Origin of the sequence: Dyella telluris, from assembly GCF_014297575.1 — a bacterium.
GTDB classification, from domain to species: domain Bacteria; phylum Pseudomonadota; class Gammaproteobacteria; order Xanthomonadales; family Rhodanobacteraceae; genus Dyella; species Dyella telluris.
In genome coordinates this window covers 2,422,834-2,447,028 of the sequence record NZ_CP060412.1, presented here as the reverse complement: position 1 = coordinate 2,447,028, position 24,195 = coordinate 2,422,834, and the positions used below count along the sequence as shown (strand labels likewise).

Below are 24,195 nucleotides of genomic sequence, written 5' to 3'. Positions count from 1 at the left end.
CCACCGCCCTCAATCAATCGTCCAGCACCGCGCCGTTGCTCTCGATCACCTGCGCGTACAGCTTCGCCGTCGCCTTGGGCGTGCGCTTCTGCGTAGCGAAATCCACGTGATACAGGCCAAAGCGCTTGGCGAAGCCCAGCGACCATTCCAGGTTGTCCAGCAGCGACCAGGCGTAATAACCCTTGAGGTTCACGCCCAGCTCGATGGCATGGTGCATGGCCTTGAGGTGCTTGCGCAGATAGCTGGTGCGCAGCGGATCTTCCACCACGTCGCCCTCGGCCACCGGCGGGTCATAGAACGCCGAACCGTTCTCGGTGACATAGAGCGGGATGTCGCCGTAGCGCCCCTTGAACCAGGTGAGCATGTCGGTAAAGGCCTGCTCGAACACTTCCCAGCCCGTCTCCGTGTGGGTGACGTTGGGCTGGCGCACCGGCGAGGCCTTCAGCGGATAGGCGTCCGGATTGTTCTTCACCACAGCGCGCGTGTAGTAATTGAGGCCGACGAAATCCACCGGCTGCTTGGTCAGCTTGAAATCGTCTTCCGGAAAATCCGGCCACGCCGGTCCGAAGATTTCCTTCAGCTCCGGCGGATAGCTGCCCAGCAGCGCCGCATCGGCGAACTGCTCGTTCATGTAGGCATGCGCGCGCTTGGTCGCGGCGATGTCTTCCGGGCTGTTGCTCGCCGGGTACTTCGGCTCGATGTTGAACACCACGCCGATCTGGTGCTTGCCCAGCGCGCGATAGGCCTGGATGCCGGCGCCGCTGGCGCGCATCAGGTTGTGGGTGGCAATGGGCGCTTCGTACTTGCTGCGATGGCCCGGCGCGAGCGTGCCATGCAGGTAACCGCCATCGGTGACCACCCACGGCTCGTTGAGCGTGGACCACAGCTTCACGCGGTCATCCAGCGCCTTGAACATCACACCGGCGTATTCGGCGAACCAGTGCGCACTGTCGCGGTTGAGCCAGCCGCCGCGATCGTCCAGCGCGGCCGGAAGATCCCAGTGGAACAGCGTGGCGTTCGGCGCGATGCCGTTCTCCAGCAACTCGTCGACCAGGCGCGAATAGAAATCCACGCCCTTCTGGTTGATGCGGCCGGTGCCTTCGGGCAACACGCGCGACCAGGCAATGCTGAAGCGATAGCCCTGCAGGCCGAGCGCGCGCATGAGCTGCACATCGTCCTTGTAGCGACGGTAGTGATCGCAGGCAATGTCGCCGTTGTCGTTGTTGGCCATCATGCCCGGCGTATGGGCAAAGCGCTCCCAGATGCTGGGGCCCGCGCCATCGGCCAGGGGAGACCCTTCGATCTGGTAGGCCGAGGTCGCGGCGCCCCAGTGAAAGTCCGGGGGAAAGCGAAGGCTCTGGGTCATTACGGGGTCCCTATGGCTTGACGCAGCTTGATGTAAACGATTACATGCTGAGAATAGCGTAGCGCGACCCGGATGTGCAGCGGGGGCGTCCACATTCCGTTACGGTGGCCCGGTCAGCCATCGGCGCAACACAGCGAGAGGCGTTGATGGCAAGGGTAAGTCTGGATCGCGTCAGCAAGGTCTATCCCAACGGGCACGTCGGCGTGGCGGAGGCCACGTTTGAGATCGCCGATGGCGAACTGCTGGTACTGGTCGGCCCGTCCGGCTGCGGCAAGACCACCCTGCTGCGCATGATCGCCGGCCTGGAAACCATCTCCTCCGGCACGCTGAGCATCGGCGACCGCGTGGTGAACGAGGTGTCGCCGAAAGATCGCGACATCGCCATGGTGTTCCAGAACTACGCGCTCTACCCGCACATGACCGTGGCGGAAAACCTCGCCTTCGGGCTACGCCTGCGCGGCAAGTCGAAGGCCGAGATCGACCAGCGCATTGCCGAAGCGGCAAAGCAGCTGGAGCTGGAGCATCGCCTGGATTCCCTGCCCGCCGCCCTCTCCGGCGGCCAGCGCCAGCGCGTCGCCCTGGGCCGGGCCCTGGTGCGCGAACCCAAGGTGTTCCTGCTCGACGAACCCCTCTCCAACCTTGACGCCAAGCTGCGCCTGTCGATGCGCGTGGAGATCGCACGACTGCACCGCCAGCTCGGCGCCACCATGATCTACGTGACCCACGACCAGGTCGAAGCCATGACGCTGGGCCAGCGCATCGTGGTGCTCAACGGCGGACAGATCCAGCAGATCGACACGCCGATGGCGCTGTACGAAAAGCCGGCCAACCTGTTCGTGGCAGGCTTCCTCGGCTCGCCGGGCATGAACCTGCTGCGTGGCCCGCTGCGCCATGGCGATGGCTGGTACCTGGAGACGGCGCAAGGTGACGTGCGACTTGGCGCGCTGGAAAGCCAGTCACCTGAACTGTTGCCCTGGATCGACCGCGAGATCGTGCTCGGTGTGCGCCCCGAAGACCTGCGCCCCACCGGCGAAGCGAACGCGACACTCAACGCCACGCTCGAAGTGACCGAACCCGTGGGCAACGAAATCTTTCTAAACCTGCGACACGGTGAGCAGACGCTGGTGTCTCGGGTGCCGCCACGTTCGCTACCGAAGGCAGGCGAGCTCATGCATTTCGAGCTCGCGCTTGATCGTCTGCATATGTTCGATCCCGCTACCGGTACGCGACTGGCCTGAACAGGTCATCAACCCTTCACGCTACCCAGCAACAACCCCTCGATGTAGTAGCGCTGCATGGCGAGAAACAGCGCCAGCACGGGAATCACCGTCACCACCGAGCCGGCCATCATCAGCTCGCTGTCTTGCGCGTGCTCGCGTGCGAGCGAAGCCAGGCCGAGCGGCAGCGTGTAATGCTCCTGGCCGGTCAGTGCGATCAGTGGCCACATGAAGTCGTTCCATGCGGTGAGGAAGGTGAAGATGGCGAGCGTCACCATGATGGGCTTGAGCAGCGGCAAAACGATCTGGCCGAAGATGCGCCACTCGCTGGCGCCATCGATGCGCGCCGCTTCCAGCAGTTCATCGGGAATGCCGCGCGCGTACTGGCGCACCAGGAAGATGCCGAACGCCGTGGCCGCTGCCGGCAGCACCACGGCGGCATAGCTGTTCACCAGGCCCATGTACTTGAGCGTGAGGAACAGCGGCAGCATGGCCACCTGTGCGGGGATCACCAGCATGCCGAGCAGCCCGCGGAACAGGCGCTCGCGGCCGGCGAAGCGCAGCTTGGCGAAGGCATAGCCCGCCATCAGGTTGAAGGCCAGCGACAGCACGGTGATGGCGGTGGAAATCGCCAGGCTGTTGAACAGGTAGCGACCCACGCCCGCGCGCACGAACAACGCCTGGTAGTTGTTCCACGTGGGATGCGACGGCAGCAGCGGCGGCGGCAGGCTGCCGGCTTCGCCGGGGTGCATGAAAGACACCGACAGCATCCACAGCAGCGGAAACACGGCCACCAGCACGGCACCGATCAGCAGGCCGTGAACGAGCGCCTTGGCAATGCGGGGGCTCATGCCGTGGCTCCGCGCCGGCCCAGCCGCAGCATGAGCGCAGTGACGGCGAACATGATCACGAACAACAGGAACGCCACGGCCGAAGCCATGCCGAAGTTCCACCATTTGAAGCCTTCGTTGTACATCAGGTAGAGCACGCTGGTGGTGCTCTGCAGCGGGCCGCCTTCGGTCATCACATAGGGCTCGGCAAACAGCTGGAAATAACCCGATACGGTGAGGATGGCCACCATCAGCAGGGTGGGACCCAGCATGGGCAGGGTGATGTGGCGGAACTGCTGCGGCGCCGAGGCGCCATCGATGCGTGCCGCCTCGTAGAGATCGGCCGGAATGGCCTGCAGGCCCGCCAGCAGGATGATCATGTTGTAGCCGAAGTTCTTCCACACGGCGAACAGGATGATCGATGGCATCGCCCAGTGCGGATCGCCCAGCCAGTCCACCGGATGGATGCCTACCAGGCCCAGCACGTAATTGAGCCAGCCGTACTTGGTGTTGAGGATGTAGCGCCACACCACCGCCACGGCCACCACGGTGGTCACCACCGGCGCGAACAGTGCGGTGCGGAAGAAGCTCTTGCAGCGCACCAGCGGCGAGTTGAGCAGCAGCGCCATGCCCAGCGACACCATGATGGACAACGGCACGCCCACCACCACGAAGGTCAGCGTATGCCCGAGTGCCGACCAGAATGCCGGCTGGTGCAGCAGGTCCCAGTAGTTGTGCAGCGCGACGAAGCGCAGGTGGCGGATATCGGCCAGCGCGTAGAGGTCATAGTCGGTGAGGCTGAGCGCCAGCGCCGCCACCACCGGCAAGAGGAAAAACACGCCGAGCACGAGCATGGCGGGTGCGAGGAACCACCACGCGGCGGATGGTCGCTTCATGGTGCTGCCTCCGTGGCGCGCGAGTGATCGAGCACCCAGCGACGCTTCTCCAGAATGCGGTCCGCGCGGCGATCCATCTCCGCTGCGGCCTCATCCACACTCAGTTCGCCGGCCACCGCCTGCGCGGCCACCAGCTGCATCTCGTTGGCGATCTGTTCCCACTCCGGCACGGGCGGCGTCGCCTTGACGTTTTCCAGTTGCTGGCGGAACGCCTGCACCTTCGGATCGGTGCGCAGGCTGCCGCCATCCCATGCACTGCGTCGTGCGGGCATGTCGCCGAGCAGGTCGTAGAAACGCTGCTGCACGTCGGGACGGGACAGGTATTCGATCAGCGCCCAGGCCTGGTCCTTGTGCGTGGAGCGACGGAACACCACCAGGCTCGCGCCACCCGCCGCACCGGCCACGCCGCCGTCAGGACCGGGCAGCGGTGCCGTGGCCCATTCGTTCTCGCGGTTGGCCGGCAGGCGCTGGCGAAACTCGCCGATGTTCCACGGACCGGAGAAATAGAAGGCATACACGCCGCGGCCAAACTCTTCCCACGGATTACCCGCTTCCACGGCGGTGATCGCCGGCGCCTGGCGCAGGCGGAAGGTATCGACATAGAAGCTGAGCGCGCGCTTGAAGCCGGGGCTGCGGAAATTGCCATAGCGCCCGCCATCGCGCAGCATCGGCTCAGATTGCTGCAGCGCCAGCGACATCAGCTGCTCGTACTCGTTGGTGGGCAGCAGGATGCCGTAGGTACCGCGATCGGGATGGCTGAGCGCGGCCAGCATCCGGCGCCACTCTGCCCAGTCACGCGGCGGGGCGTCGAAACCTGCTGCCTTGAGCAGATCGCGCCGGTAGAAAAGCAGGCGCGTATCCACGTACCAGGGCACGCCATACAGCGTGCCGTCGATCAGGTTGGTGGACCAGATGTGCGCGAAGTAGTCATCCGGCTGCACCGCCGTGGATGCCGCCACGCGCTGCTGCAGCGGCTCCAGCGCCTTGATCGCCACGAACTCGGGCAACCAGGTGTTGCCCAGCTGGCACAGGTCCGGCGTGGAGTTGCCGGCGAACGCGGTGAGCAGCTTCTGGTGTGCCGCGGACAGCGGTAGCTGCTGCACGTTCACGTGAATGCCGGGATGTTCGCGCTCGAACGCCGGCAGCAGTTTCACCACGGCTTCGCCTTCGCGGCCGAAGGTCCAGAAAGTGAGCGTCTGCGGGTCCTGCGACGAGGAACAACCCGCCAGCAACAGCGCGGCAGCCGCCAGCAGGCGGCATGCCGTTGCAACGGGTGGGCGTATCAGCCAGCGCATGGGTTACTTCGTGTGCTCCAGCCAGCCGCCGGTAAAGCCGGCGCGTTCCAGGCCCTTGCGGATATACGGATTCCTGCGCATCACGTTCCAGACAAAGCCGCTGCGCCAGTTCTCGATCATCAAGACGATAGGCCCCTGATCGATACCGATCTGCTTGTCGTCGGCCCAGCCCATGCCCGGCACGATGCGTCCTTCCTTGGGTGCCATGCCGGTGCCGTAGCTCGGATTGAAGGCATCCACGAAGCCGTATTTGCCATAGATGGCGTCACCATACTTGTTCTTCATTTCCAGCAGCGCAGGCACCGCGATCTCCGGTGCAAAGGCAATGGAGCCACCTGCCGCCGTAGGAGCGATGGTACCGTCATCGGAGATGTAGTCCAGACCGGCACCACGCGCGGTGTAGCCATAGAAGGCGCGCGTGCTGCCATCGTCGCGCTTCACCACCGCATCGCCGGGGCCATTGCACGCGGTCAGGCCCCAGATGTTCTCGCCATAGCCCTCCCAGTGGTTGGGATTGGCGATGGCATAGGCGCGCTGCGCATAGGTGGCTTCGCGGCTGTTCTGGAAGTAGTCGGTGTTGTGATCACGGCTCCAGGCATCGCGGATGCCGCGGAAATCAACCCAGGTCTGGCTGTACTGGTGGCCGAACAGCGGCGCGAAGTTGAGGAAGGTTCGCCCCTGGAATTCACCCCATTGCTTGGGATAGGTGCTGGCCCAGGCCTGCCACGCATCGTCGCTCACCGGGTGCGTGGGCGAGCCCATCGCCAGCACGTAGACCAGCATGCCTTCGTCGTAGCCCTTCCAGTTGGCGGGGATGAATTTGCCGCCCGGCGTCCAGCCCATGCTGATCAGGGGCGCCTTGGGCTGCATCCAGGTCCAGTCGACGCGGCGATAGATGGCATCGGCCAGCTCGCGGATCTGCTTTTCCTTCGCGTTGTGGCCGTCGTAATAGGTCTGCGAGAACAGCACGCCACCCAGCAGCAGCGTGGTATCCACGCTCGACAGTTCCACCCAGCGCGAGTAGCGCTTGCCGGTCTTCATGTCGAGGAAGTGGTAGAAGAAACCGTGATTGCCGGTGGCGTCGTCTTCGCTGTCGTTCTGCGTGGCCTCGTTGAAGAACTTCAACGTAGCCAGGGTGCGTTCCACCGCCTGATCGCGCGTCACGTAGCCGCGCTCCACGCCCACGCCATAGGCGGTCAGCGCGAAGCCTACCGAGGCGATGCTGGCGAACGATTCCGCCGGCCAGTGATCGGGCACCAGCCCCGTCTTCGGGTCGGCGCTGTCCCAGAACCACTGGAACGTGCGCTGCTCCAGCTCGTCGATGGCGGCGCGCTGCCCGGCCGGCAAGGCGTTGTACTTCAGGGTCGCCGTGTCGCCGGCTGAGGCGGCCGGTGCCGCCGTTGCCATGCCCACCGCGAGGGTCAGTGCGCCGACCAGTGCGGCACGGATGGTTCGCTTGCTCATGTCACGGTTTCCTCAGGGCCTGACCCGTGCTGCCACGCAGCGCCGGATCGTGCTCTCAAAGATGAGGCCCGCAACACGCGGGCCTCGTGAAAAGCCATCGTCCAGATGGCCGGGGTGTACTTAGAAGTTGATGCCTGCGGTGACCTTGAGAGTGCGGGGGTAACCGGTGATGTCACCCACCGAGTTGTAGATCACGGCGCGCTGGCCAGTACTGAGCGCGTTCCAGTTTTCGACATATTCCTTGTAATTGTTCCAGTTGAATGCGTTGAGAAGGTCGATACGCACGTAACCGTTGAGATTGCCCCAGACCTTGAAGTTCTTGGTGGCCTGCATGTCGAAGTCGCGGTAACCGAACACCTTGCCGCCAACAAGGAACTTGCCGGTGCCGGGCGGATGAATCGATACCGACTGGCAACCGCCGCCGTTCATGCTGCCCACTTCCTGGTTGGTCGGCGTCTGATAACAGGCGAGTCCAAGATCCGGAATCGGCGTGGCGAGCGTCAGCTTGGCGCCGAATACAAAGCCCCACGGGCCATCGAGCGAGCCGGTGGATACCAGTCGATGTTTGGCGACGGCCGCACCGGTGAACGGGTACGCGTGAATGGTCGAGAAGTCGAACGCGTACTGGTCGGTCGGATCCTGGTTGTCGTTGTTCTGCACGGCATTCGTGTAGGTGTACGCGAACGATGCACTCCAGTGCGAGTCGGCCGTGTAAGGCTTCTCGGCAGAAATCAGGAATTGGTTGGTCTTGGTCTTCAGGCCGTTGTTGCCGATGATCAGGCTGCCGTAGCCCGGTATGCCGTAGCTCCATGGCTGGCTGCCGCCCTGCCAGAAGGCACCGTTCGGATAGCGGTTGCCCAGGGTGTACACGATGCCGTTGAAGCTCTTGATGTTCACGAAGGCGACGCTCGTGTTCCATTCGCCGACCTGGTTGCGCATGCCAATGCTTAGCTGATCTGAATACGGCGACTTCAGGTTGTTGTTAATCAGGTCCACCTCCTTGCCCGCCGTGCTGTTGGCAACCAGCGCCTGCAGGGCAGGAATGCCCAGATAAGCCGGGTTCCAGGTGAGGCAGGTGGCGCTGGGCACACACGGCGACAGCGGGGTGTTGAACAGTAGCGTGGGCTGCGACAGCACCGACTTGGTCTGCTCGACCTGCAGCGACTCATACAGGTTGCGGTCGTACGAACGACCCCAGCCGCCGAAGATCACATGCGCTTCGTCACCGAACAGATCGTTGGAGAAACCGATGCGCGGCTGGATCTCGTTCTTCTGTGCGTGGCGATTGTTGCCTGTGCTGATGTAGTCGTTGATATTCACGCCGCCCTTGGCCAGCGTCTGCGCATAGGTCTGCCCTGCGGGCGCATTCGGGTCCTGCGAATTGATCGCGGCGACCACGCCGGCTGGCGTCACGTAGTTGAGGTACGAGGGCGTTTCTTCGTAGTCCCAGCGCACGCCGAGGTTGAAGGTCCAGTGGTCGTCCACCTGCCAGTCATCCTGGATGTAGGTACCGAACTGCTTGTCGCGACTGGTCGCGACCGGGTTCTGCCCCGGAATCGGATTACCAAACTGCACCTTGTACGGAATCGACTCGGTGCCGTCCGGACCCACCGCATAGGTGTACAGCGCGTTGGTGTCGCCGGCATCCTGCGCGGTCAGCTTCACGGACTTGAACTTCACGCCCATCTTGATCACGTGGTCGCCGTGCCACTGAACGTCATTCAAGGTGAAGTCGTCGGAGATCGCCGGGCCCTTCTGGCCCTTGTTCTGGAATGACAACGGCGAAGCGCCGTCCACCAGCAGCGTGGAGTTCTGGTTCTTGTAGTCGGTATAGGACGCGCCGTAGCCCAGCACGATGGGGCTGGGGTTATAGACCGCATCCTCATAAGTGGCCTGCAGGCGGTTGAACCAGCTGTCGGTACTGTGATCCCAACGGATATCGAAACGCTTTTCGGTGTTGCGCGTGTTCAGCGCGGCGTTCTCTGTGCTGTTGCTTCCGACACCACTGATCGCGTTTTCGTCGCGATACTTGCCACTGACCTCGATACGGTCACGGTCGGTCGGCTCCCAGTCCACCTTGCCGAACCAGTTGTTCTCCTTGAACGGCAGGTTGGTCGGGCCGAGCTCTTTCTGTGCGCTCGCCGGCAACTCCGGCCACAAGGTCGAGTTGCCCTGCGGTGTCACGGTGATCGGGCTGTTGAACTCCTTGCCTTCGTACGCGATGTAGAAGTGCGCCTGATCCTTGAGGATGGGGCCACCGAAGTCGAAGCCATAATCCTTTTCGTGCGACTGGGCCTTTTCGCCGGACGCATCCTCTGCGGGCGTCCTCGCACGCATCCTGGTGTTCGTGTAGCTGCCGAACACATCACCATGGAAATCGTTGGTGCCCGACTTGGTTTCTGCCGTCACCGCCGCGCTCGACAACTGGTCGTACTCAGCCTTGTAGTTGGACGTGATGACCTTGTATTCGGCAATGGCGAGCTGCGGGAACGGGTTGCCCTGGCTGTTGTTCTGGCCGGTGACGCCGCCGGGCATCACGTAGTTCTTCTGGCCCACGCCGTCGATGTAGACGTTGATGTTCGAACTTGCCTGGGCACCGGAACGCAGGCTGGTGTTGCCGTTGGAGTCACGCGTGAACACCATGCCCGGCACGGTGTCGGCGAACTCGAGGAAGTTGCGCGATGCGGCGGGCGTGGTATCGATCTGGCGCAGCGACACCAGCGTGCCCACTTCGGACGTCTTCACTTCCTGCAGGGTGGTGGCCGATACGGAAATCGGGCCGAGGTCCTTTGCGTTGGCTGCTGCGGCGGGTGCCGCGGCGGCGGCCTGCTGCGCGCTCAGGTTGAGCGTGAAGACCGATGCCACCGTCACGGTGACCGTGCGCTCCGTGCCCGGGCCGGCGCTCACCTGGTAGGTGCCCGGCGGCAGGCCCACCAGGGCGTAGCTGCCGCCCTTGTCGGTATGCGTGCGCCGCGTGGCGCCCGTCGCCGCGTTCTTGGCGACCACATCCGTGTCGACCGGACCCTGGCCGCGAATGGTCGCGTCGGAGGACTGCGCCAGGCTGATGGCGGGCATGGCAGAGGCCATGGCAAAGCCGATGGCGGCAGCAAGTAAACGTTTACGTTTCTGGGTTTGAATGATCATCGGGTTCTCCCCTCCCACAAAGGCCGCCGCTCAGACGAGCGCCGGAGGATGTTTTGATGCGACGTTGTTGGTGCCTTTGGCGCCACACGATTCGCGAGCGACTACGTCGCAAGGGAGCGTGCGGGTATGCGGGCCGCCAATGGGGCCCTTGCCTTCCATGAGCTCGGTGAGCAGGAGCAGAGCACGCCTGCCCAGGTCCGCGATGCTGACGCTCACGGTACTGAGCGAAGGCGTGACGTACCGTGCGATGAGAATGTCGTCGAAGCCGGCCAGGGCGATGTCTTCCGGCACGCGGATGCCGGCTTCCTTGAAGGCGTAGAGGCAACCCACCGCCATCATGTCGTTGGCGGCGAACACGGCACGCGGACGCACCGGCTGCGCAAGCAGTTCGCGGCCGGCGCGATAGCCCGATTCTTCGGTGAATTCGCCAGCCACGATGTTGAGCGGCACCTTGGGTGCGAACTGGCGCATGGCGGCGCGGTAACCCTTTTCGCGTTCCTGCGCGTCGAAGTTACCGGCCGGGCCATTGATGAACGCCACCGATGCATGGCCGATGTCCAGCAGGTGCTTCACCATCGCCTGTGCGCCCGCCACGTTGTCGAGGTTGATCGACGGATAGCGCGGGTCATCGACCGGGCTGTCCAGCAGCACCGCCGGCAAGTCGGCCGGCATGTTCTGCTCGAGGAAGTCGCCATCGACGAACTGCGAAAGGATGATCATGCCGTCCACGCGGCCACGCATGGTGCGCACCGCAGCGGCAGCGTCTTCCACGCCATCGTGGGAGCTGGAAACCAGCAGATGCAGGCCGCGCGCGCGCGCCGCCAGGTCGATGCCGCGGATCAGCTCCGAGAAGAACTCACCGTAGAGATCCGGCAGCACCGCGCCGATGGTGTGGGTGCGGCCGGTGATCAGGCTGCGCGCGGCGCTGTCGGGTACATAGTGCAAGCGGGCCACCGCCTTGCGCACGGCGTCCTGCGTTTCCGCGGTGACACCGCCCAGGCCGTTGAGCACACGCGAGACCGACGCGATCGAGACCTTCGCCTCGCGCGCCACATCTTTGATGGTGGCCTTCTTGGTGCTCACGTCGTCTCCCAAGGCGCGGCACAGAGGCGTTCCTCCGCGCATTGCGGCGGAACGTAAACGTTTTCATCAAAACTTGTAAAGGCAGAATTGACTGCTTTTTTCGCTGCAACGCAAAACTCCCTGCCGGGAGAACTTGCGAGAAGGCTTGGTGCCGGCCCACCGCAGGCCCATGCCGGGGTACGGCAGCGCAACATCGATCACATCAGCCAGTAAGGAACCCGATAGCCAAGTGAAGGAACCGTCGCAGTTCACGGGCCCCGAGAAAGGCGGCGGGCGCTGTGGGGGCGCCCGCCGCGAAAGACCACCGGTCCCCGGGGAGGGACAGAACCGGTGGACTGACCTCAGAACTTCAGGCCGAGCTCGAACTTGATGGTGCGCGGCACGAAGGTGATGTTGCCGGTCTGGTTGTAGCTCACCATGGTGTTGCCCGGCACGAACGTCGCGACGTAGTCGGAGTAGTTGTGCCAGTTGAAGACGTTGAGCACGTCGAAGCGACCGTACAGCGTCATGCCATGCCCGATGTCGAAGTCCTTGGTGGCCTGCAGGTCGATGTCGCGGTAACCCCAGATCTTGCCGCCCACGAGGAACTTCGAGCCTTCCGGCGTGGCCGAGGTCGGCACGCAGCTGGAGCCGTCCGGCAGCGTCACGCCGGCGTAGCAGGCCGCACCGTTGTACGGCAGCGGCGTGGCCAGGGTGAGCTTGGCCGACAGCACCGTGCCCCACGGGCCGTCCATGTTGCCGGTGGCCACGAAGCGATGCTTGGCCGCCGAGTTCGAGGTGATGAACGGGTATTCCTGGATGGTGCCGTAGTCGAACGAGTAGTGCTCGTTGATGTCGCGGTTCTGCTTGGCATGGGTGAACGTGTACGCGAACGTCGCGCCCCAGCCCGACGCCTTGTCATACGGCTTGGAGGCCGACAGCAGCACCTGCGTGCTGCGCGTGGAGATGCCGTTGTCACCCAGGATCAGCGCGCCGAAGCCCGGGATGCCGTTACCCCACGGCTGGCTGTTCTGCTGGTTGTCGTTGGAGTGCTGGAAGAACGCGCCGTTGGGGTAGCGGTTGCCCAGCGTGAAGGCAAAGCCGTCATAGCTCAGCACGCGCACCACGGTGGCGTCGGTCTGCCAGTCACCGATCTGGTTGGACATGCCCAGGCTGAACTGATCGGAGTACGGCGCCTTCAGCTTGTTGTTGAGTAGATCCACCTCGGTGCCCGCGTTGCTGCTCGCACCGAGCAGTGCCTGCAGGGCCGGCAGACCGCTGAGCAGGTTCGGATCCCACTGGTAGCAAGGCGTGCTTTCGCGATGGCAGGTGCCGGTGGCCGGATCCTGGAAGAAGATCGTGTACTGCGGCAGCGCCGACTTGGTGGTTTCCAGCTGCAGGTAGTCGTACAGGTCGCGGTCGTAGGCGCGACCGGCGCCACCGTGGATCACGTGCTGCTCGTCGCCGAACCAGTCGTACGAGAAGCCCAGGCGCGGCTGCCACTCACCCTTGTAGGCGGAGCGGTTGCTGCCGGTGCTGATGTAGTCGTTGATGTTGATGCCGCCCTTGGCCAGCGTTTCGGCATAGGTCTGGCCTGCCGGTGCGCCGGCGTTGGTGTCCTGCGAGTAAAGCGCGGCCACCACGTTGGCCGGCGTCACGAAGTCGGTGTACGACGGCGTGCGCTCGTAGTCCCAACGCAGGCCCAGGTTCAACGTGAGCTTGTCGTTCACCGCCCAGTCGTCCTGGATATAGGTGCCGAACTGGCGGCTCTTGGTGGACACGGACGGGGTCAGGCCCAGGCCGTTCACCGGCTTGGTGAAGTAAGCCTTGTACGGCGTGGCGGCGGTGCCGTCGGTGGTGACGTTGTAGTAGTACTGCGGGTTGATGTCCGACGCGTCGGACGCTTCCAGCGTCACCAGCTTCAGCTTCATGCCCATCTTCACGACGTGGTCGCCGTGCCATTCCAGGTCATTGAAGGTGAAGTCGTCCTGGATGGACGGACCACGCTGGCTCTTGTTCTGCGTGGACTGCGGGCTGGCCGCGCCGGTGGCGATGATGGTCGGGTCGTCGATCGGGCGCTCCCACGTGTACACGTAGCCGTTGCCGATGTTCACTGCGGTGGGTGAGTACTTGGCGTCTTCATAACCGACGATCAGCTCATTGAAGTACGCCTGGCCGCTGTGCTGCCAGCGCGCCACGTAGCGCTCGCTGTTGTTCTTGATGTTGTAGGCGGCCGAGGTGGTGTTCTGCTGGTCGGCGCCGATGCCATCGAGCTGTGTTTCATTGCGGATCTGCGCGCTCACTTCGAAGCGGTCGCGATCGGTGGGTTCCCAGTCGATCTTGCCGAAGTACAGGTCCTCCTGGAACGGCAGGTTGGCCGGGCCCATCTGCGAGGAAACGCTGGTCGGCAGGTACGGCACGCCCGGTGCGCCATCGGCGCTCGGCGCCACGGTCACCGGCGTGTCGAAGCGCTTGGCTTCGTACGCCATGAAGAAGTGCATCTTGTCCTGGATGATCGGACCGCCCACGGCAAAGCCGTATTCCTTCTCTTCCGACGACGACTTGGTGCCCTGCGCGTCTTCCGACGGCGTCTTCGCGCGGAACGAATCGTCGGTGTAGCGGTAGTACGCCTCACCGTGGAATTCATTGGTGCCCGACTTGGTCTGCGCCGTCACCGCCGCGCTGGAGAGCTGGTCGTACTCCGCCTTGTAGTTGGAGGTGATCACCTTGTACTCGCCGATGGCGAGCTGCGGGAACGGGTTGCCCTGGCTGTTGTTCTGACCGGCCACGCCGCCGCCGACCACGTAGCTCTTCTGGCCCACGCCGTCGATGTAAACGTTTACAGAACTATCGTTCATAGCACCGCCACGCAAGGACGTGTGGCCCGACGGATCTACCGTGAAGACCATGCCCGGGACGGTGTCGGCGAACTCGAGGAAGTTGCGCGAAACCTGGGGAATCGTGTCGATCTGGCGCAGCGAAATGGTGGCGCCCACCTCCGGCGTCTTCACTTCCTGCAGGGTGGTTGCCGACACGGAGACACCGCCGAGGTTCTTGGCGTTGGCAGTGGCGGCCGCTTCGGGGGCAGCGGCGGTGAGGTCAAGCGACGCGGTGGATGCCACCGTGAGCGTCACGGTGCGTTCGGTGCCCGCGCCTGCGTCCACCTGATAGGTGCCCGGCGGCAGGCCCACCAGCGCATAGCTGCCCTGGGCGTCGGCGTTGGAGCGGCGCACCGCACCGGTGGCGACGTTTTTCGCGGTGACTTCCGCGTTCGCCGGCGCCTTGCCGCGCAACGTGGCGTTGGCCGTCTGCGACCATGCCACGGTGGGCACGGCAGCGGTGGCGATGACCGTGCCGGTGATCAGGCTGGCCAGCAGCTTCTTCTTCATGTGCAACAGGTTCATTGACTCCCCTCCAAAGTCGATCTGAAATCGAACGGGCTTGCGCCCTGGTTTGGTTTATTGGTCTAGACGACGCTCTTAACTGGCGCCGCAGGTGTGCCGGATCACGACCGCGCAACCAAGCGTGTCCGTGGTGTGCGACCGTTCGTGCCCATCCAGTTGCACGGCCAGTCGTTCGAGCGCGTTACGGCCCAGTTCGGCAATGTGTACGCTTACCGTGCTGAGCGACGGCGTCAGGTAACGCGCGATCGGGATATCGTCGAAGCCGGCAAGTGCGATGTCTTGGGGCACTTGCAGGCCCGCTTCCTTGAAGGCGTAAAGGCAACCCACCGCCATCATGTCGTTGGCGGCAAACACGGCGCGCGGACGTTGCTTGCGCGCCAGCAGTTCGCGACCGGCGTGATAGCCCGACTCCTCGGTGAAGCTGCCGGCCACCACATCCACCGCGGCCTTCGGCGCAAACTCCGCCATGGCCTGGCGATAACCCAGTTCGCGCTGCACGGAGTCGTAGTTGCCGGCGGGACCGGCAATGAACGTCACGGTCGGGTGGCCGGCCTTGCGCAGCAGATGCTCCGTCATGGCATGGGCGCCGCCGCGATTGTCGATATTGATCACGTCGTGCTCGCCGCCTTCGACCGGGCTGTTCATCAGCACCGTGGGCAGGTCGCCGGGCAGGTTGGCCTCGAGAAACGCCTGGTCGACCCAGGGCGAGAGGATCAACATGCCGTCCACGCGACCGAGCATGGCGCGCATGGCGGCGGAGGCATCTTCCAGGCCGTCGTGCGAGCTCGATACCAGCAGCTGCAGTCCACGGGCGCGAGCCGCCAGATCGATGCCGCGGATCAGCTCGGAGAAGAATTCGCCATACAGGTCGGGCAGCAGGGCCCCGACGGTATGCGTGCGGCGGGTGATCAGGCTGCGGGCGGCGTTGTCGGGGATGTAGCGCAGCTGGCGGGCGGCCGCGCGGATGCGTTCGACCGTCTCAGCGGTCACGCCACCTTGCCTGTTGAGGGCACGGGATACCGACGCGACTGACACCTGCGCCACCCGAGCCACGTCCTTGATGGTCGCCTTCTTCATTCCCTCACCGCGCCGTAAGAAAATTCTTATTTCAAACGAGCGTAAACGTTTTCACGAAATGAAGTAAAGCGAGCTTGCGAAGGTTATTTCTGTGCAGTGCGGAAGGTTTTTAGCCGGAGATGTCGGCCAACTCGGCGCAAATGGCTTGGCGGCGCGATGCGATTGCGCTGCAACTAAATACCGCACCGCAACATGACGCGTCTCATGACGGGAAGACCTTGCGGCCTTCGGCGCAACCCAGGCCGGGTCAGCGCAAGACATTCACCCGCTGGCTGAACATCCACGGCCACAGTTCGGGCTCGTCGTAAGCGCGCAGCCAGGAGCCATGGCCCACGCCGGGATATTCGGTGTAACGCACCGGATCGCCTACCTTGAGCAGGGCCTTGTCCATGGCGCGCGACTCTTCGGTGGGCACCTGGTCGTCAGCGGCGCCGTGGAAAATCCACACCGGCATGGGCTGCACGCGTTGCGCCACCCAGTCGAACGCGCCAGCGCCGGCGGGCGCGCCGTAAACCTTCAGCTCCGGCATGTCGTCCAGTGACTGCACGCCGCCACAGATCACCACGGCGGCGGCAAACATGCCCGGGTGATCCACCGCCAGCTGCCAGGCGCCATAACCGCCCATCGACAAGCCGGTGAGGTAAAGGCGCGAGCGGTCGCCGTGCCAGGTCTTGATGCTCTGTTCCAGCGCGGCCATGGCCGCGCGCTCCACCTCGCCGCTCCACACGGTGTCGTCGGGTGCCTGGGGCACGACCACCACGGCGGGGAAATCGGCGCCGTGCGCTTTCAGCCACGGCGGCAGGCCCGCGTTGAGCTGGGCCTCGTTGTCGCTGCCGCGCTCGCCGCTGCCGTGCAGGAACAGCACCACCGGCCACGCGCGATCGGCGGACCAGCCATGGGGCACGAACACCTGGTAGGCGTGGCGATGGCCATTCACCGTCACCTCGCTAGCGGTGAAATGCGCTTCGTCGGCACGCGCCGAACACGCCACGCCCAACAACAACGCCGCCATCCACCCCACGTGTTTCAACATCATGTCTGCTCTCCCGCCTGACGCTCAGGCCTGGGGGAGAGTACAGACGGTCGGGCAAATCAGGCCAGCGCGGCGAGCACCTGCTCGGTGGAACGCACCCGGCCCAGGCGCGGGAAAATGTTCTGCACGGCGAACTGATGCATGTCAGCGTTGGAGGAGCTCATGGCGTCCTCGACCAGCACCTGATGGAAGCCGAGTTCGAACGCCTGGCGCGCGGTGGATTCCACGCCGATGTTGGTGGACACGCCGCCCAGCACGATCTGCGTGATACCGCGGCGACGCAGCTGCAGTTCCAGCTGGGTGCCGTAGAAGGCGCCCCACTGGTGCTTGAGCACGTGGATATCGCCATCGGCCACGTTGAGCTCGTCGGCGTATTCCAGCCAGTTGTCCGGCAGCGTCACTTGGCGCGGGGCCTCATCGGTCAGCGGGCGCAGCATGTCGCCGCCATCGGCGGACCAGCCCACGCGCACCAGCACCACAGGTGCGCCCAGTTCACGGAAACGGGCCGCCAGGCGACCGGCGCGGGCGTTTACTTCCGCACTGGTATGCGGGCCACCGGCGAACGCGGCAATGCCCTTCTGCAGGTCGATCAGGACCAGCGCGGTGGTACGGGGATCAAGCTTTTCCATCGGTAACTCCAGGGGATATGCCGTGATCGGGCAGGCATCAGCGTAGAATCGGCCCGGTTCATGCAGCGTCACGGCGTCTGCGGGGAAGACTAATATGTGAGGGTAGCCTCACATTGGAGTTTATGAGGATGTCCTCACAAAACACAAGCCAGGGAGGGCGCGCGCCCAGCCGCCGCCGCGGCCACGAACGGGTGGCCGCGCTGCTTTCGGCCGCCTCGGACTGCTTCGTCGAAAAAGGTTTCGATGGCACCACGATGACCGAGATCGCTGCCCGCGCCGGTGCCTCCATCGGTTCGCTGTATCAGTTCTTCCCTACCAAGGAGTCGGTAGCCGAGGCCCTGATCACCACCCACGCCAACGGTCTGAACGCGCACATGGAGCAGCTGGTCGCCCAGACCGCCGGCTGGACCACGGAAGAACTTGCGTCTCACCTGCTGCGCGCCTTTGCCGATTACCGCAAGCAACATCCGGCCTTTGTTGCGTTGGTGGAGGTCGCCGGCACCCTGCCCTCCATGTTGGCTCGCACCATTCGCCAGCGCATGCGCGATTACCTCAGCCAGATCCTTGCGATCCATGCCCCCGGCATTCCCGCGGGCGAACTTCGCCCCGCCGCCATGGTGGTGCAGCAGCTGATGAAGGCCGCCGTGGCCCTCGACAACGAACAACCCATCGCCCTGCGGAAATCAGCGCAAAACCAGCTGCAGCAAGCCCTTTCGCTGTATCTGCGCGAGCTGGCCACGCGCCGCTGATTTCACGGCTCCTCGCGCGTGCGACGTGCACGCGCGAGTCGTTCGGCCATCTGGACGTCCGAATGTGCGGCGCGACACGCGGATGTGAAATTTTCAAAAGAAACTGTTGACAACCCCTCGCACCGGCCGTTAGGGTCGGTTGCATGTCGCAGCGCAACAGCCACGAACGCATAGCCGAACCGATTGGTCCACCGACCTTCGACGGCGTGCTGCGCCTTCGCAACAACCTCCTTCTTGCCCTTGTACTCGTACTCCTTATTACCAACGGAGGTGCGGGCTGAGGGCGTGTGTCCAGGTAAAGCAAAACTGACCTAGATACCACCAACAAACCCCGCACCCGGTAACGGATGCGGGGTTTTTTGTTGCCCAACGGCACGTACCAGCGGAGCCAGATGATGACCCCCAATACCAGCAACGAGAGCAGCGACGTGGGCGATGTAGCCGCCGAACGCGTGCGCATTTTCGACACCACCCTGCGCGACGGCGAGCAGGCGCCCGGTTTTTCCATGGACCGGCGCGCCAAACTCCGCATGGCGCACGCGCTTGAAGCTCTTGGCGTGGACATCATCGAGGCGGGCTTTCCCAGCGCATCGCCCGATGACTTCGGCTCCGTCGCAGAAATCGCCCGCGTGCTGCGTGGCCCCACCGTGTGCGGCCTGGCGCGTTGCGTGGACGGCGACATCGACGCCTGCGGCCGCGCGCTGGAAGCCGCCCGCCACTCGCGCATCCATCTGTTCCTGTCGACCAGCCCGCTGCATCGCGAGCACAAGCTCAACATGAGCAAGCAGCAGGTGATCGATACGGCCTGCGCCGCCATCGAGCGCGCCAGGAAGCTCTGCCACGAGGTGGAGTTCTCCGCCGAAGACGCCATGCGCACCGAACCGGAATATCTGGTCGAGGTGTTCAGCGCGGCCATCGCCGCCGGCGCCACCACAGTGAATGCACCCGACACCGTCGGCTACACCACGCCCGCTGAAATCGCCGAGCGCTTCGCCTATCTGCGCAAGCACGTGCGCGGTGCCGACAAGGTGGTGTTCTCCAGCCACTGCCACGACGACCTGGGCATGGCCGTGGCCAACAGCCTGGCCGCCGTGTCGGCGGGCGCGCGCCAGGTGGAGTGCACCATCAACGGCATCGGCGAGCGCGCCGGCAATGCCTCGCTGGAAGAGATCGTGATGGCGCTGCGCGTGCGCCCCGGTTACTACGGCGTGGAAACCGGCATCGACACGCGCAAGCTGGTTCCCACCTCGCGCCTGCTGACCCAGCTGACTGGCCAGGCCGTGCCGCGCAACAAGGCCATCGTCGGCGACAACGCCTTCGCGCACGAGTCGGGCATCCATCAGCACGGCATGCTCAAGCATCGCGGCACCTACGAAATCATGCGTCCGCAGGACGTAGGCATGGGCGAGACCAAGCTGGTGCTGGGCAAGCACTCTGGTCGCCACGCGCTGCGCCAGCGCCTGCAGACCCTGGGCCATGAAGTGGACGAGGCCGCGATGGACAGCATCTTCGCGCGCTTCAAGGCGCTGGCCGACAAGAAGCGCGAAGTGCACGACGAAGACCTGGAAGCCATCGCGCTGGGCATGGACCCGGAAGCAACCGGCCCGTGGCACATCGTGCAGCTCAACACCAACTCGCACCTGGGCGGCAGCGCCTCGGCGTCGGTGAAGCTGACGCACGACAACGGCGACGAAGTGGGTGAAGCCGCCATCGGCGACGGCCCGGTGGACGCCGTGCTGCGCGCCATCGAACGCGCCACCGGCACCACGCTGGACGTCACCCAGTTCCAGGTGCGCGCCGTCAGCGAGGGTGGTGACGCGCAGGGCCAGGCCAAGCTCACCGCACGCCATGGCGAGCGCGACTGGCGCGGCTCCGGCGTGAGCACCGACATCATCGAAGCGACCGCGCACGCCGCGCTCGCCATCGTCAACCGCATCGAACGACAACAACCCGCATCGCAACGGGCTGCAGTCGCCAGCCTGTAATACCGAGGAGTCCCGAGATGACAACGCCCTTTCTCTGGCACAACGGCCAGATCAAACCCTGGACCGAGGCGACGGTCCACGTCAGCACCCACGCCCTGCACTACGGTTCCTCGGTATTCGAAGGCGAACGCGTCTACGCCACGCCCCAGGGCCCTGCCTATTTCCGCCTGGCCGACCACACCCGCCGCCTGTTCGAGTCGGCCAAGGTGTACGAGATCGAGATCGGCTACAGCGAAGAAGAGATCAACGCGGCCTGTCACGAAGTGATCCGCGCGAACCACATGAAGTCGGCCTATGTGCGCCCCATCGTGTTCCGCGGTGCAGGTGGCCTGGGCGTGCTGCCCAAGGCGGATTCGCCGGTGGACGTGGCCATCATGGCGCTGGAATGGGGCGCCTACCTGGGCGACGCCATCGAGCACGGTGCGGATGTGTGCGTCTCTTCGTGGAACCGCCCGGCGCCCAACACCTTCCCGAGCTGGGCCAAGGCCGGCGGCAATTACCTGAGCAGCCAGCTGATCGCGCTGGAAGCGCGTCGCGGCGGCTACGCCGAAGGCATCGCGCTGGGCCACAACGGCCTGCTGAGCGAAGGCGCGGGCGAGAACCTGTTCCTGGTGAAGAACGGCAAGCTGCTCACCCCGCCGACCAGCGCGGGCATCCTGGCCGGCATCACGCGCGAGTCGGTGATGACCCTGGCCGGCGAGCTGGGCATTGCCGTGGAAGAACGCGACCTGCCACGCGAAGCGCTGTACACCGCCGACGAGATCTTCATGACCGGCACCGCCGCCGAAATCACCCCGGTGCGGTCGGTGGATCGCAAGCAGGTCGGCGCGGGCCGTCCCGGCGACATCACGCGCGCGCTGCAGAAGGCGTTCTTCGGCCTGTTTGACGGCACCACCGAAGACAAGTGGGGATGGTTGACCCCCGTGCAGGTCGAAGCCGCGCAGGAGGCTGCGTAATGGCAAAGACCCTGTTCGAAAAGGTTTGGGACGCCCACGTCGTTGCTGCTGAAAGCAATGACACGCCGGCCATCCTCTACATCGACCTGCACCTGGTGCACGAAGTCACCTCGCCGCAGGCCTTCAGCGAACTGCGCGAGCGCGGCCTGAAGCTGCGTCGTCCCGATCGCATGCTGGCCACGCTGGATCACTCCACGCCCACCCTGCCCGCTGGCGCGGATGGCGAGCGTCCGTACGCGAATGCCGAAGCCAAGGCGCAGGTGTCGCAGCTGGAAAAGAACTGCCGCGAGTTCGGCGTGGAACTGCACGGCTGGGACAGCAACGACCGTGGCATCGTCCACGTGTTCGGCCCTGAGCTGGGCGCAACGCAGCCGGGCATGACCATCGTATGTGGCGACAGCCACACCTCCACGCACGGTGCGTTCGGTGCACTGGCGTTCGGCATCGGCACCACCGAAGTGGGCCATGTGATGGCCACGCAGTGCCTGCTGCAGCGCAAGGCCAAGACGCTGGCGATTCACGTCGACGGCGACCTGCCGGCCGGCGTAGGCGCGAAGGATCTGATCCTGCACATCATCGGCGAGATCGGCGTGGACGGCGGCACCGGCTACGTCATCGAATACCGCGGCAAGGCCATCGAGAAGCTGTCGATGGAAGAGCGCATGACGGTGTGCAACATGTCGATCGAAGCGGGCGCACGCGCCGGCCTGATCGCGCCGGATGACACCACCTTCGCCTGGCTGAAGGGTCGTCCGCGCGCACCGCAGGGCGCTGCGTGGGATGCCGCCGTGTCGCGCTGGAAGGCGCTGCGTACCGACGATGGTGCCCAGTACGACCGCGAAGTGCGCATCGATGCGGCGAAGATCCGCCCCACCGTTACCTACGGCACGCACCCGGGCATGGCGATCGCCATGGACAAGCCGGTGCCTGCCGCACGCAATCCGCAAGAAAAGCGCGCCCTCGACTACATGCAGGCCGAAGCTGGCAAGCCGATGCAGGGCACGCCGGTGGACGTGGTGTTCGTGGGCAGCTGTACCAACTCGCGCCTGTCAGACCTGCGCGAGGCCGCCCACGTGCTGCGCGGCCGCCATGTTGCCGACGGCGTGCGCATGCTGGTGGTGCCGGGCTCCGAAGCCGTCCGCCGCGATGCCGAAAGCGAAGGCCTGCATCACGTGTTCACCGCGGCCGGCGCCGAGTGGCGAGAGCCGGGCTGTTCCATGTGCATCGCCATGAACGGTGACTTCGCACAGCCGGGACAGCTGGTGGTGAGCACCTCCAACCGCAACTTCGAAGGTCGCCAGGGCAAGGGTGCGCGCACCGTGCTGGCGAGCCCCGCCACCGCCGCCGCTTCTGCGGTGGCTGGCCGCATCGCCGATCCACGCGAATACATGACGGAGGCTGCCGCATGAAGCCGATCACCCGCCTCCACTCCCGCACGGCCGTGCTGCCGGACGAGAACATCGACACCGACCGCATCATCCCCGCGCGCTTCCTGACGACCACCGAGCGCGCGGGCCTGGGCAAGCTGTGCTTCAACGACTGGCGCTACCAGGCCGACGGCAGCGACAACCCGGCGTTCCCGCTGAACCAGCCGAAGGCCAGGGGCTGCTCCATCCTGGTCGCCGGTCGCAACTTCGGTTGCGGCTCCTCGCGCGAACACGCGCCGTGGGCCCTGCTGGATTACGGCATCCATGCCGTGCTGTGCAGCGAGATCGCCGACATCTTCCGCAACAACGCGCTGAAGAACGGCCTGCTCGCCATCGTGCTGGACGAAGCCGAGCACCGCTGGTTGCTCGCCAACCCCGGCATCGAACTGACCATTGACGTGAAGGAACAGGTCATCGCCCTGCCGGACGGCGGCCACATCCGCTTCCAGCTCGAACCGTTTGCACGTCACTGCCTGCTCAACGGCGTGGACCAGCTGGGCTATCTCCAGCAGCACGCCGACGCCATCACCGCCTACGAACAACGCGTGGAGAAAGCTGCATGAGAGCGAACATCGTCACTTTGCCCGGCGACGGCGTCGGTCCTGAAGTCACTGCAGCGGCCGTGGCCGTGCTCGACGCAGTCGCCGCGCACTACGACCATCACTTCCATTTCGAAGAGCACCTGATCGGCGGCTGCGCCATCGATGCCACGGGCGAACCGTTGCCGGCCGCCTCGCTGGACGCGTGCAAGGCGGCCGATGCCGTGCTGCTGGGCGCGGTGGGTGGCCCGAAGTGGTCCGACCCGAGTGCACCGGTGCGTCCGGAGCAAGGCCTGCTTGCGCTGCGTGCGGCCCTGGGCGTCTACGCCAACCTGCGCCCGCTGCAGGTGCACCCGGCACTGGCCGCGTTGTCACCGCTGAAGAACGAGAAGCTGCACAACGTTGACGTGCTGTTCGTGCGCGAACTGACCGGCGGCGCCTACTTCGGCGCCAAGACGCGCACCATCGACACCGCCACCGACGAATGCAAGTACACCGTCGCTGAAGTGGAACGCGTGACGCGACGTGCGTTCCAGCTGGCCCGCGAGCGCCGCAAGCACGTCACCTCGGTGGACAAGGCCAACGTGCTGGAAACCTCCCGCCTGTGGCGCAGCACGGTGCAGCGCGTTGCCGCTGAATTCCCGGACGTGAAGCTGGAACACCAGCTGGTCGACTCCATGGCCATGCTGCTGCTGACGCAGCCGGGCAAGTACGACGTGGTGGTTACCGAGAACCTGTTCGGCGACATCCTCACCGACGAAGCCGCCGCACTGGCTGGTTCGCTGGGCCTGCTGCCGTCGGCCTCGCTGGGCGAGGCCAAGGCTGGCTTGTACGAGCCGATCCACGGTTCCGCACCGGACATCGCCGGCCAGGGCGTGGCCAACCCCACGGGCGCCATCCTCTCCGCCGCGATGCTGCTGCGTCACTCGCTGGGCCTGGAGCAGGAAGCGGCCACGGTGGAAGCCGCCGTGGCGGACGTGCTGGAGCACGGCCCGCACACGCGCGACATCGGCGGCAGCGCCGGCACGCAGGCCGTGCTGGAAGCCGTGCTGGCCGCCATCGACGAACACGCATGCAATGCCGCGGCCTTCCTCCGCTGGGGGCGCGCATGCGGCTGATCTC

At 64.9% G+C, this 24,195-nt stretch carries 18 protein-coding genes; 7 read left to right on the top strand and 11 right to left on the bottom strand.

What is annotated here, in order from left to right:
- Window positions 1–13: 13 nt before the first annotated feature.
- Window positions 14–1,366: a GH1 family beta-glucosidase gene (locus tag H8F01_RS10960; protein WP_187059046.1), complete on the bottom strand. Its 1,353-nt coding sequence runs from the start codon at window positions 1,364–1,366 to the stop codon at window positions 14–16.
- Window positions 1,367–1,512: 146 nt separating this feature from the next.
- On the opposite strand from H8F01_RS10960, the gene H8F01_RS10955 reads away from it, so the two are divergent.
- Complete coding sequence (locus H8F01_RS10955) at window positions 1,513–2,604, top strand: ABC transporter ATP-binding protein (protein ID WP_187059045.1); 1,092 nt, start codon at window positions 1,513–1,515, stop codon at window positions 2,602–2,604.
- Window positions 2,605–2,612: 8 nt separating this feature from the next.
- Here H8F01_RS10955 and H8F01_RS10950 read toward each other — a convergent pair whose 3' ends face one another.
- From H8F01_RS10950 to H8F01_RS10905, 10 genes are all read right to left on the bottom strand, one after another.
- Window positions 2,613–3,434, bottom strand: a complete 822-nt coding sequence (locus tag H8F01_RS10950) for a carbohydrate ABC transporter permease (protein ID WP_187059044.1) — start codon at window positions 3,432–3,434, stop codon at window positions 2,613–2,615.
- On the bottom strand, window positions 3,431–4,309 hold the full coding sequence (locus H8F01_RS10945) for a carbohydrate ABC transporter permease (RefSeq protein ID WP_187059043.1): 879 nt from the start codon (window positions 4,307–4,309) through the stop codon (window positions 3,431–3,433). Before H8F01_RS10945 ends, H8F01_RS10950 begins: the two co-directional genes overlap by 4 nt.
- Window positions 4,306–5,604, bottom strand: a complete 1,299-nt coding sequence (locus tag H8F01_RS10940) for a sugar ABC transporter substrate-binding protein (RefSeq protein WP_187059042.1) — start codon at window positions 5,602–5,604, stop codon at window positions 4,306–4,308. Before H8F01_RS10940 ends, H8F01_RS10945 begins: the two co-directional genes overlap by 4 nt.
- A gap of 3 nt (window positions 5,605–5,607) precedes the next feature.
- Window positions 5,608–7,068 (bottom strand): glucoamylase family protein, encoded by a 1,461-nt coding sequence (locus H8F01_RS10935; RefSeq protein ID WP_187059041.1) that lies wholly within the window; start codon window positions 7,066–7,068, stop codon window positions 5,608–5,610.
- A gap of 120 nt (window positions 7,069–7,188) precedes the next feature.
- Window positions 7,189–10,212 (bottom strand): TonB-dependent receptor, encoded by a 3,024-nt coding sequence (locus H8F01_RS10930; RefSeq protein ID WP_238481222.1) that lies wholly within the window; start codon window positions 10,210–10,212, stop codon window positions 7,189–7,191.
- 30 nt (window positions 10,213–10,242) lie between these two features.
- Window positions 10,243–11,337 (bottom strand): LacI family DNA-binding transcriptional regulator, encoded by a 1,095-nt coding sequence (locus H8F01_RS10925; RefSeq protein ID WP_187059040.1) that lies wholly within the window; start codon window positions 11,335–11,337, stop codon window positions 10,243–10,245.
- 299 nt (window positions 11,338–11,636) lie between these two features.
- Window positions 11,637–14,663: a TonB-dependent receptor gene (locus tag H8F01_RS10920; protein ID WP_484489043.1), complete on the bottom strand. Its 3,027-nt coding sequence runs from the start codon at window positions 14,661–14,663 to the stop codon at window positions 11,637–11,639.
- Between the two features lie 90 nt (window positions 14,664–14,753).
- Window positions 14,754–15,755 carry a LacI family DNA-binding transcriptional regulator gene (locus H8F01_RS10915; protein ID WP_187059038.1) on the bottom strand — a complete coding sequence of 334 codons (1,002 nt, stop codon included), beginning with the start codon at window positions 15,753–15,755 and terminating at the stop codon, window positions 14,754–14,756.
- Window positions 15,756–16,002: 247 nt separating this feature from the next.
- Window positions 16,003–16,791, bottom strand: coding sequence for a carboxylesterase family protein (locus H8F01_RS10910; protein ID WP_238481220.1), 789 nt, complete (start codon window positions 16,789–16,791; stop codon window positions 16,003–16,005).
- A gap of 56 nt (window positions 16,792–16,847) precedes the next feature.
- Window positions 16,848–17,417: a hydrolase gene (locus tag H8F01_RS10905; protein WP_187059037.1), complete on the bottom strand. Its 570-nt coding sequence runs from the start codon at window positions 17,415–17,417 to the stop codon at window positions 16,848–16,850.
- A gap of 122 nt (window positions 17,418–17,539) precedes the next feature.
- Here H8F01_RS10905 and H8F01_RS10900 point away from each other — a divergent pair, with 122 nt between their 5' ends.
- The 6 genes from H8F01_RS10900 (at window position 17,540) to leuB (ending at window position 24,191) form a co-directional block, all read left to right on the top strand.
- The gene (locus tag H8F01_RS10900; RefSeq protein WP_338017297.1) at window positions 17,540–18,166 is read left to right on the top strand and encodes a TetR/AcrR family transcriptional regulator; all 627 of its coding nucleotides are present in this window, start codon (window positions 17,540–17,542) and stop codon (window positions 18,164–18,166) included.
- Window positions 18,167–18,561: 395 nt separating this feature from the next.
- Window positions 18,562–20,151 (top strand): 2-isopropylmalate synthase, encoded by a 1,590-nt coding sequence (locus tag H8F01_RS10895; protein WP_187059245.1) that lies wholly within the window; start codon window positions 18,562–18,564, stop codon window positions 20,149–20,151.
- Between the two features lie 17 nt (window positions 20,152–20,168).
- Window positions 20,169–21,107, top strand: coding sequence for a branched-chain amino acid transaminase (locus tag H8F01_RS10890; protein WP_187059035.1), 939 nt, complete (start codon window positions 20,169–20,171; stop codon window positions 21,105–21,107).
- A complete protein-coding gene (leuC, locus tag H8F01_RS10885; RefSeq protein WP_187059034.1) occupies window positions 21,107–22,516 on the top strand; it encodes a 3-isopropylmalate dehydratase large subunit in 1,410 nt (469 codons plus the stop codon). The genes H8F01_RS10890 and leuC overlap by 1 nt, the downstream gene beginning before the upstream one ends.
- A complete protein-coding gene (gene leuD / locus H8F01_RS10880; protein ID WP_187059033.1) occupies window positions 22,513–23,097 on the top strand; it encodes a 3-isopropylmalate dehydratase small subunit in 585 nt (194 codons plus the stop codon). Before leuC ends, leuD begins: the two co-directional genes overlap by 4 nt.
- Window positions 23,094–24,191, top strand: a complete 1,098-nt coding sequence (gene leuB / locus H8F01_RS10875) for a 3-isopropylmalate dehydrogenase (RefSeq protein WP_187059032.1) — start codon at window positions 23,094–23,096, stop codon at window positions 24,189–24,191. Before leuD ends, leuB begins: the two co-directional genes overlap by 4 nt.
- The last annotated feature ends 4 nt before the right edge of the window (window positions 24,192–24,195 follow it).

Bases quoted from the DNA above. Each gene is read 5' to 3' on its own strand.
- H8F01_RS10960 (WP_187059046.1), bottom strand. From the start codon at position 1,366: ATGACCCAGAGCCTTCGCTTTCCCCCGGACTTTCACTGGGGCGCCGCG.
- H8F01_RS10955 (WP_187059045.1), top strand. From the start codon at position 1,513: ATGGCAAGGGTAAGTCTGGATCGCGTCAGCAAGGTCTATCCCAACGGG.
- H8F01_RS10950 (WP_187059044.1), bottom strand. From the start codon at position 3,434: ATGAGCCCCCGCATTGCCAAGGCGCTCGTTCACGGCCTGCTGATCGGT.
- H8F01_RS10945 (WP_187059043.1), bottom strand. From the start codon at position 4,309: ATGAAGCGACCATCCGCCGCGTGGTGGTTCCTCGCACCCGCCATGCTC.
- H8F01_RS10940 (WP_187059042.1), bottom strand. From the start codon at position 5,604: ATGCGCTGGCTGATACGCCCACCCGTTGCAACGGCATGCCGCCTGCTG.
- H8F01_RS10935 (WP_187059041.1), bottom strand. From the start codon at position 7,068: ATGAGCAAGCGAACCATCCGTGCCGCACTGGTCGGCGCACTGACCCTC.
- H8F01_RS10930 (WP_238481222.1), bottom strand. From the start codon at position 10,212: ATGATCATTCAAACCCAGAAACGTAAACGTTTACTTGCTGCCGCCATC.
- H8F01_RS10925 (WP_187059040.1), bottom strand. From the start codon at position 11,337: ATGCGCGGAGGAACGCCTCTGTGCCGCGCCTTGGGAGACGACGTGAGC.
- H8F01_RS10920 (WP_484489043.1), bottom strand. From the start codon at position 14,663: ATGAAGAAGAAGCTGCTGGCCAGCCTGATCACCGGCACGGTCATCGCC.
- H8F01_RS10915 (WP_187059038.1), bottom strand. From the start codon at position 15,755: ATGAAGAAGGCGACCATCAAGGACGTGGCTCGGGTGGCGCAGGTGTCA.
- H8F01_RS10910 (WP_238481220.1), bottom strand. From the start codon at position 16,791: ATGATGTTGAAACACGTGGGGTGGATGGCGGCGTTGTTGTTGGGCGTG.
- H8F01_RS10905 (WP_187059037.1), bottom strand. From the start codon at position 17,417: ATGGAAAAGCTTGATCCCCGTACCACCGCGCTGGTCCTGATCGACCTG.
- H8F01_RS10900 (WP_338017297.1), top strand. From the start codon at position 17,540: ATGAGGATGTCCTCACAAAACACAAGCCAGGGAGGGCGCGCGCCCAGC.
- H8F01_RS10895 (WP_187059245.1), top strand. From the start codon at position 18,562: ATGACCCCCAATACCAGCAACGAGAGCAGCGACGTGGGCGATGTAGCC.
- H8F01_RS10890 (WP_187059035.1), top strand. From the start codon at position 20,169: ATGACAACGCCCTTTCTCTGGCACAACGGCCAGATCAAACCCTGGACC.
- leuC (WP_187059034.1), top strand. From the start codon at position 21,107: ATGGCAAAGACCCTGTTCGAAAAGGTTTGGGACGCCCACGTCGTTGCT.
- leuD (WP_187059033.1), top strand. From the start codon at position 22,513: ATGAAGCCGATCACCCGCCTCCACTCCCGCACGGCCGTGCTGCCGGAC.
- leuB (WP_187059032.1), top strand. From the start codon at position 23,094: ATGAGAGCGAACATCGTCACTTTGCCCGGCGACGGCGTCGGTCCTGAA.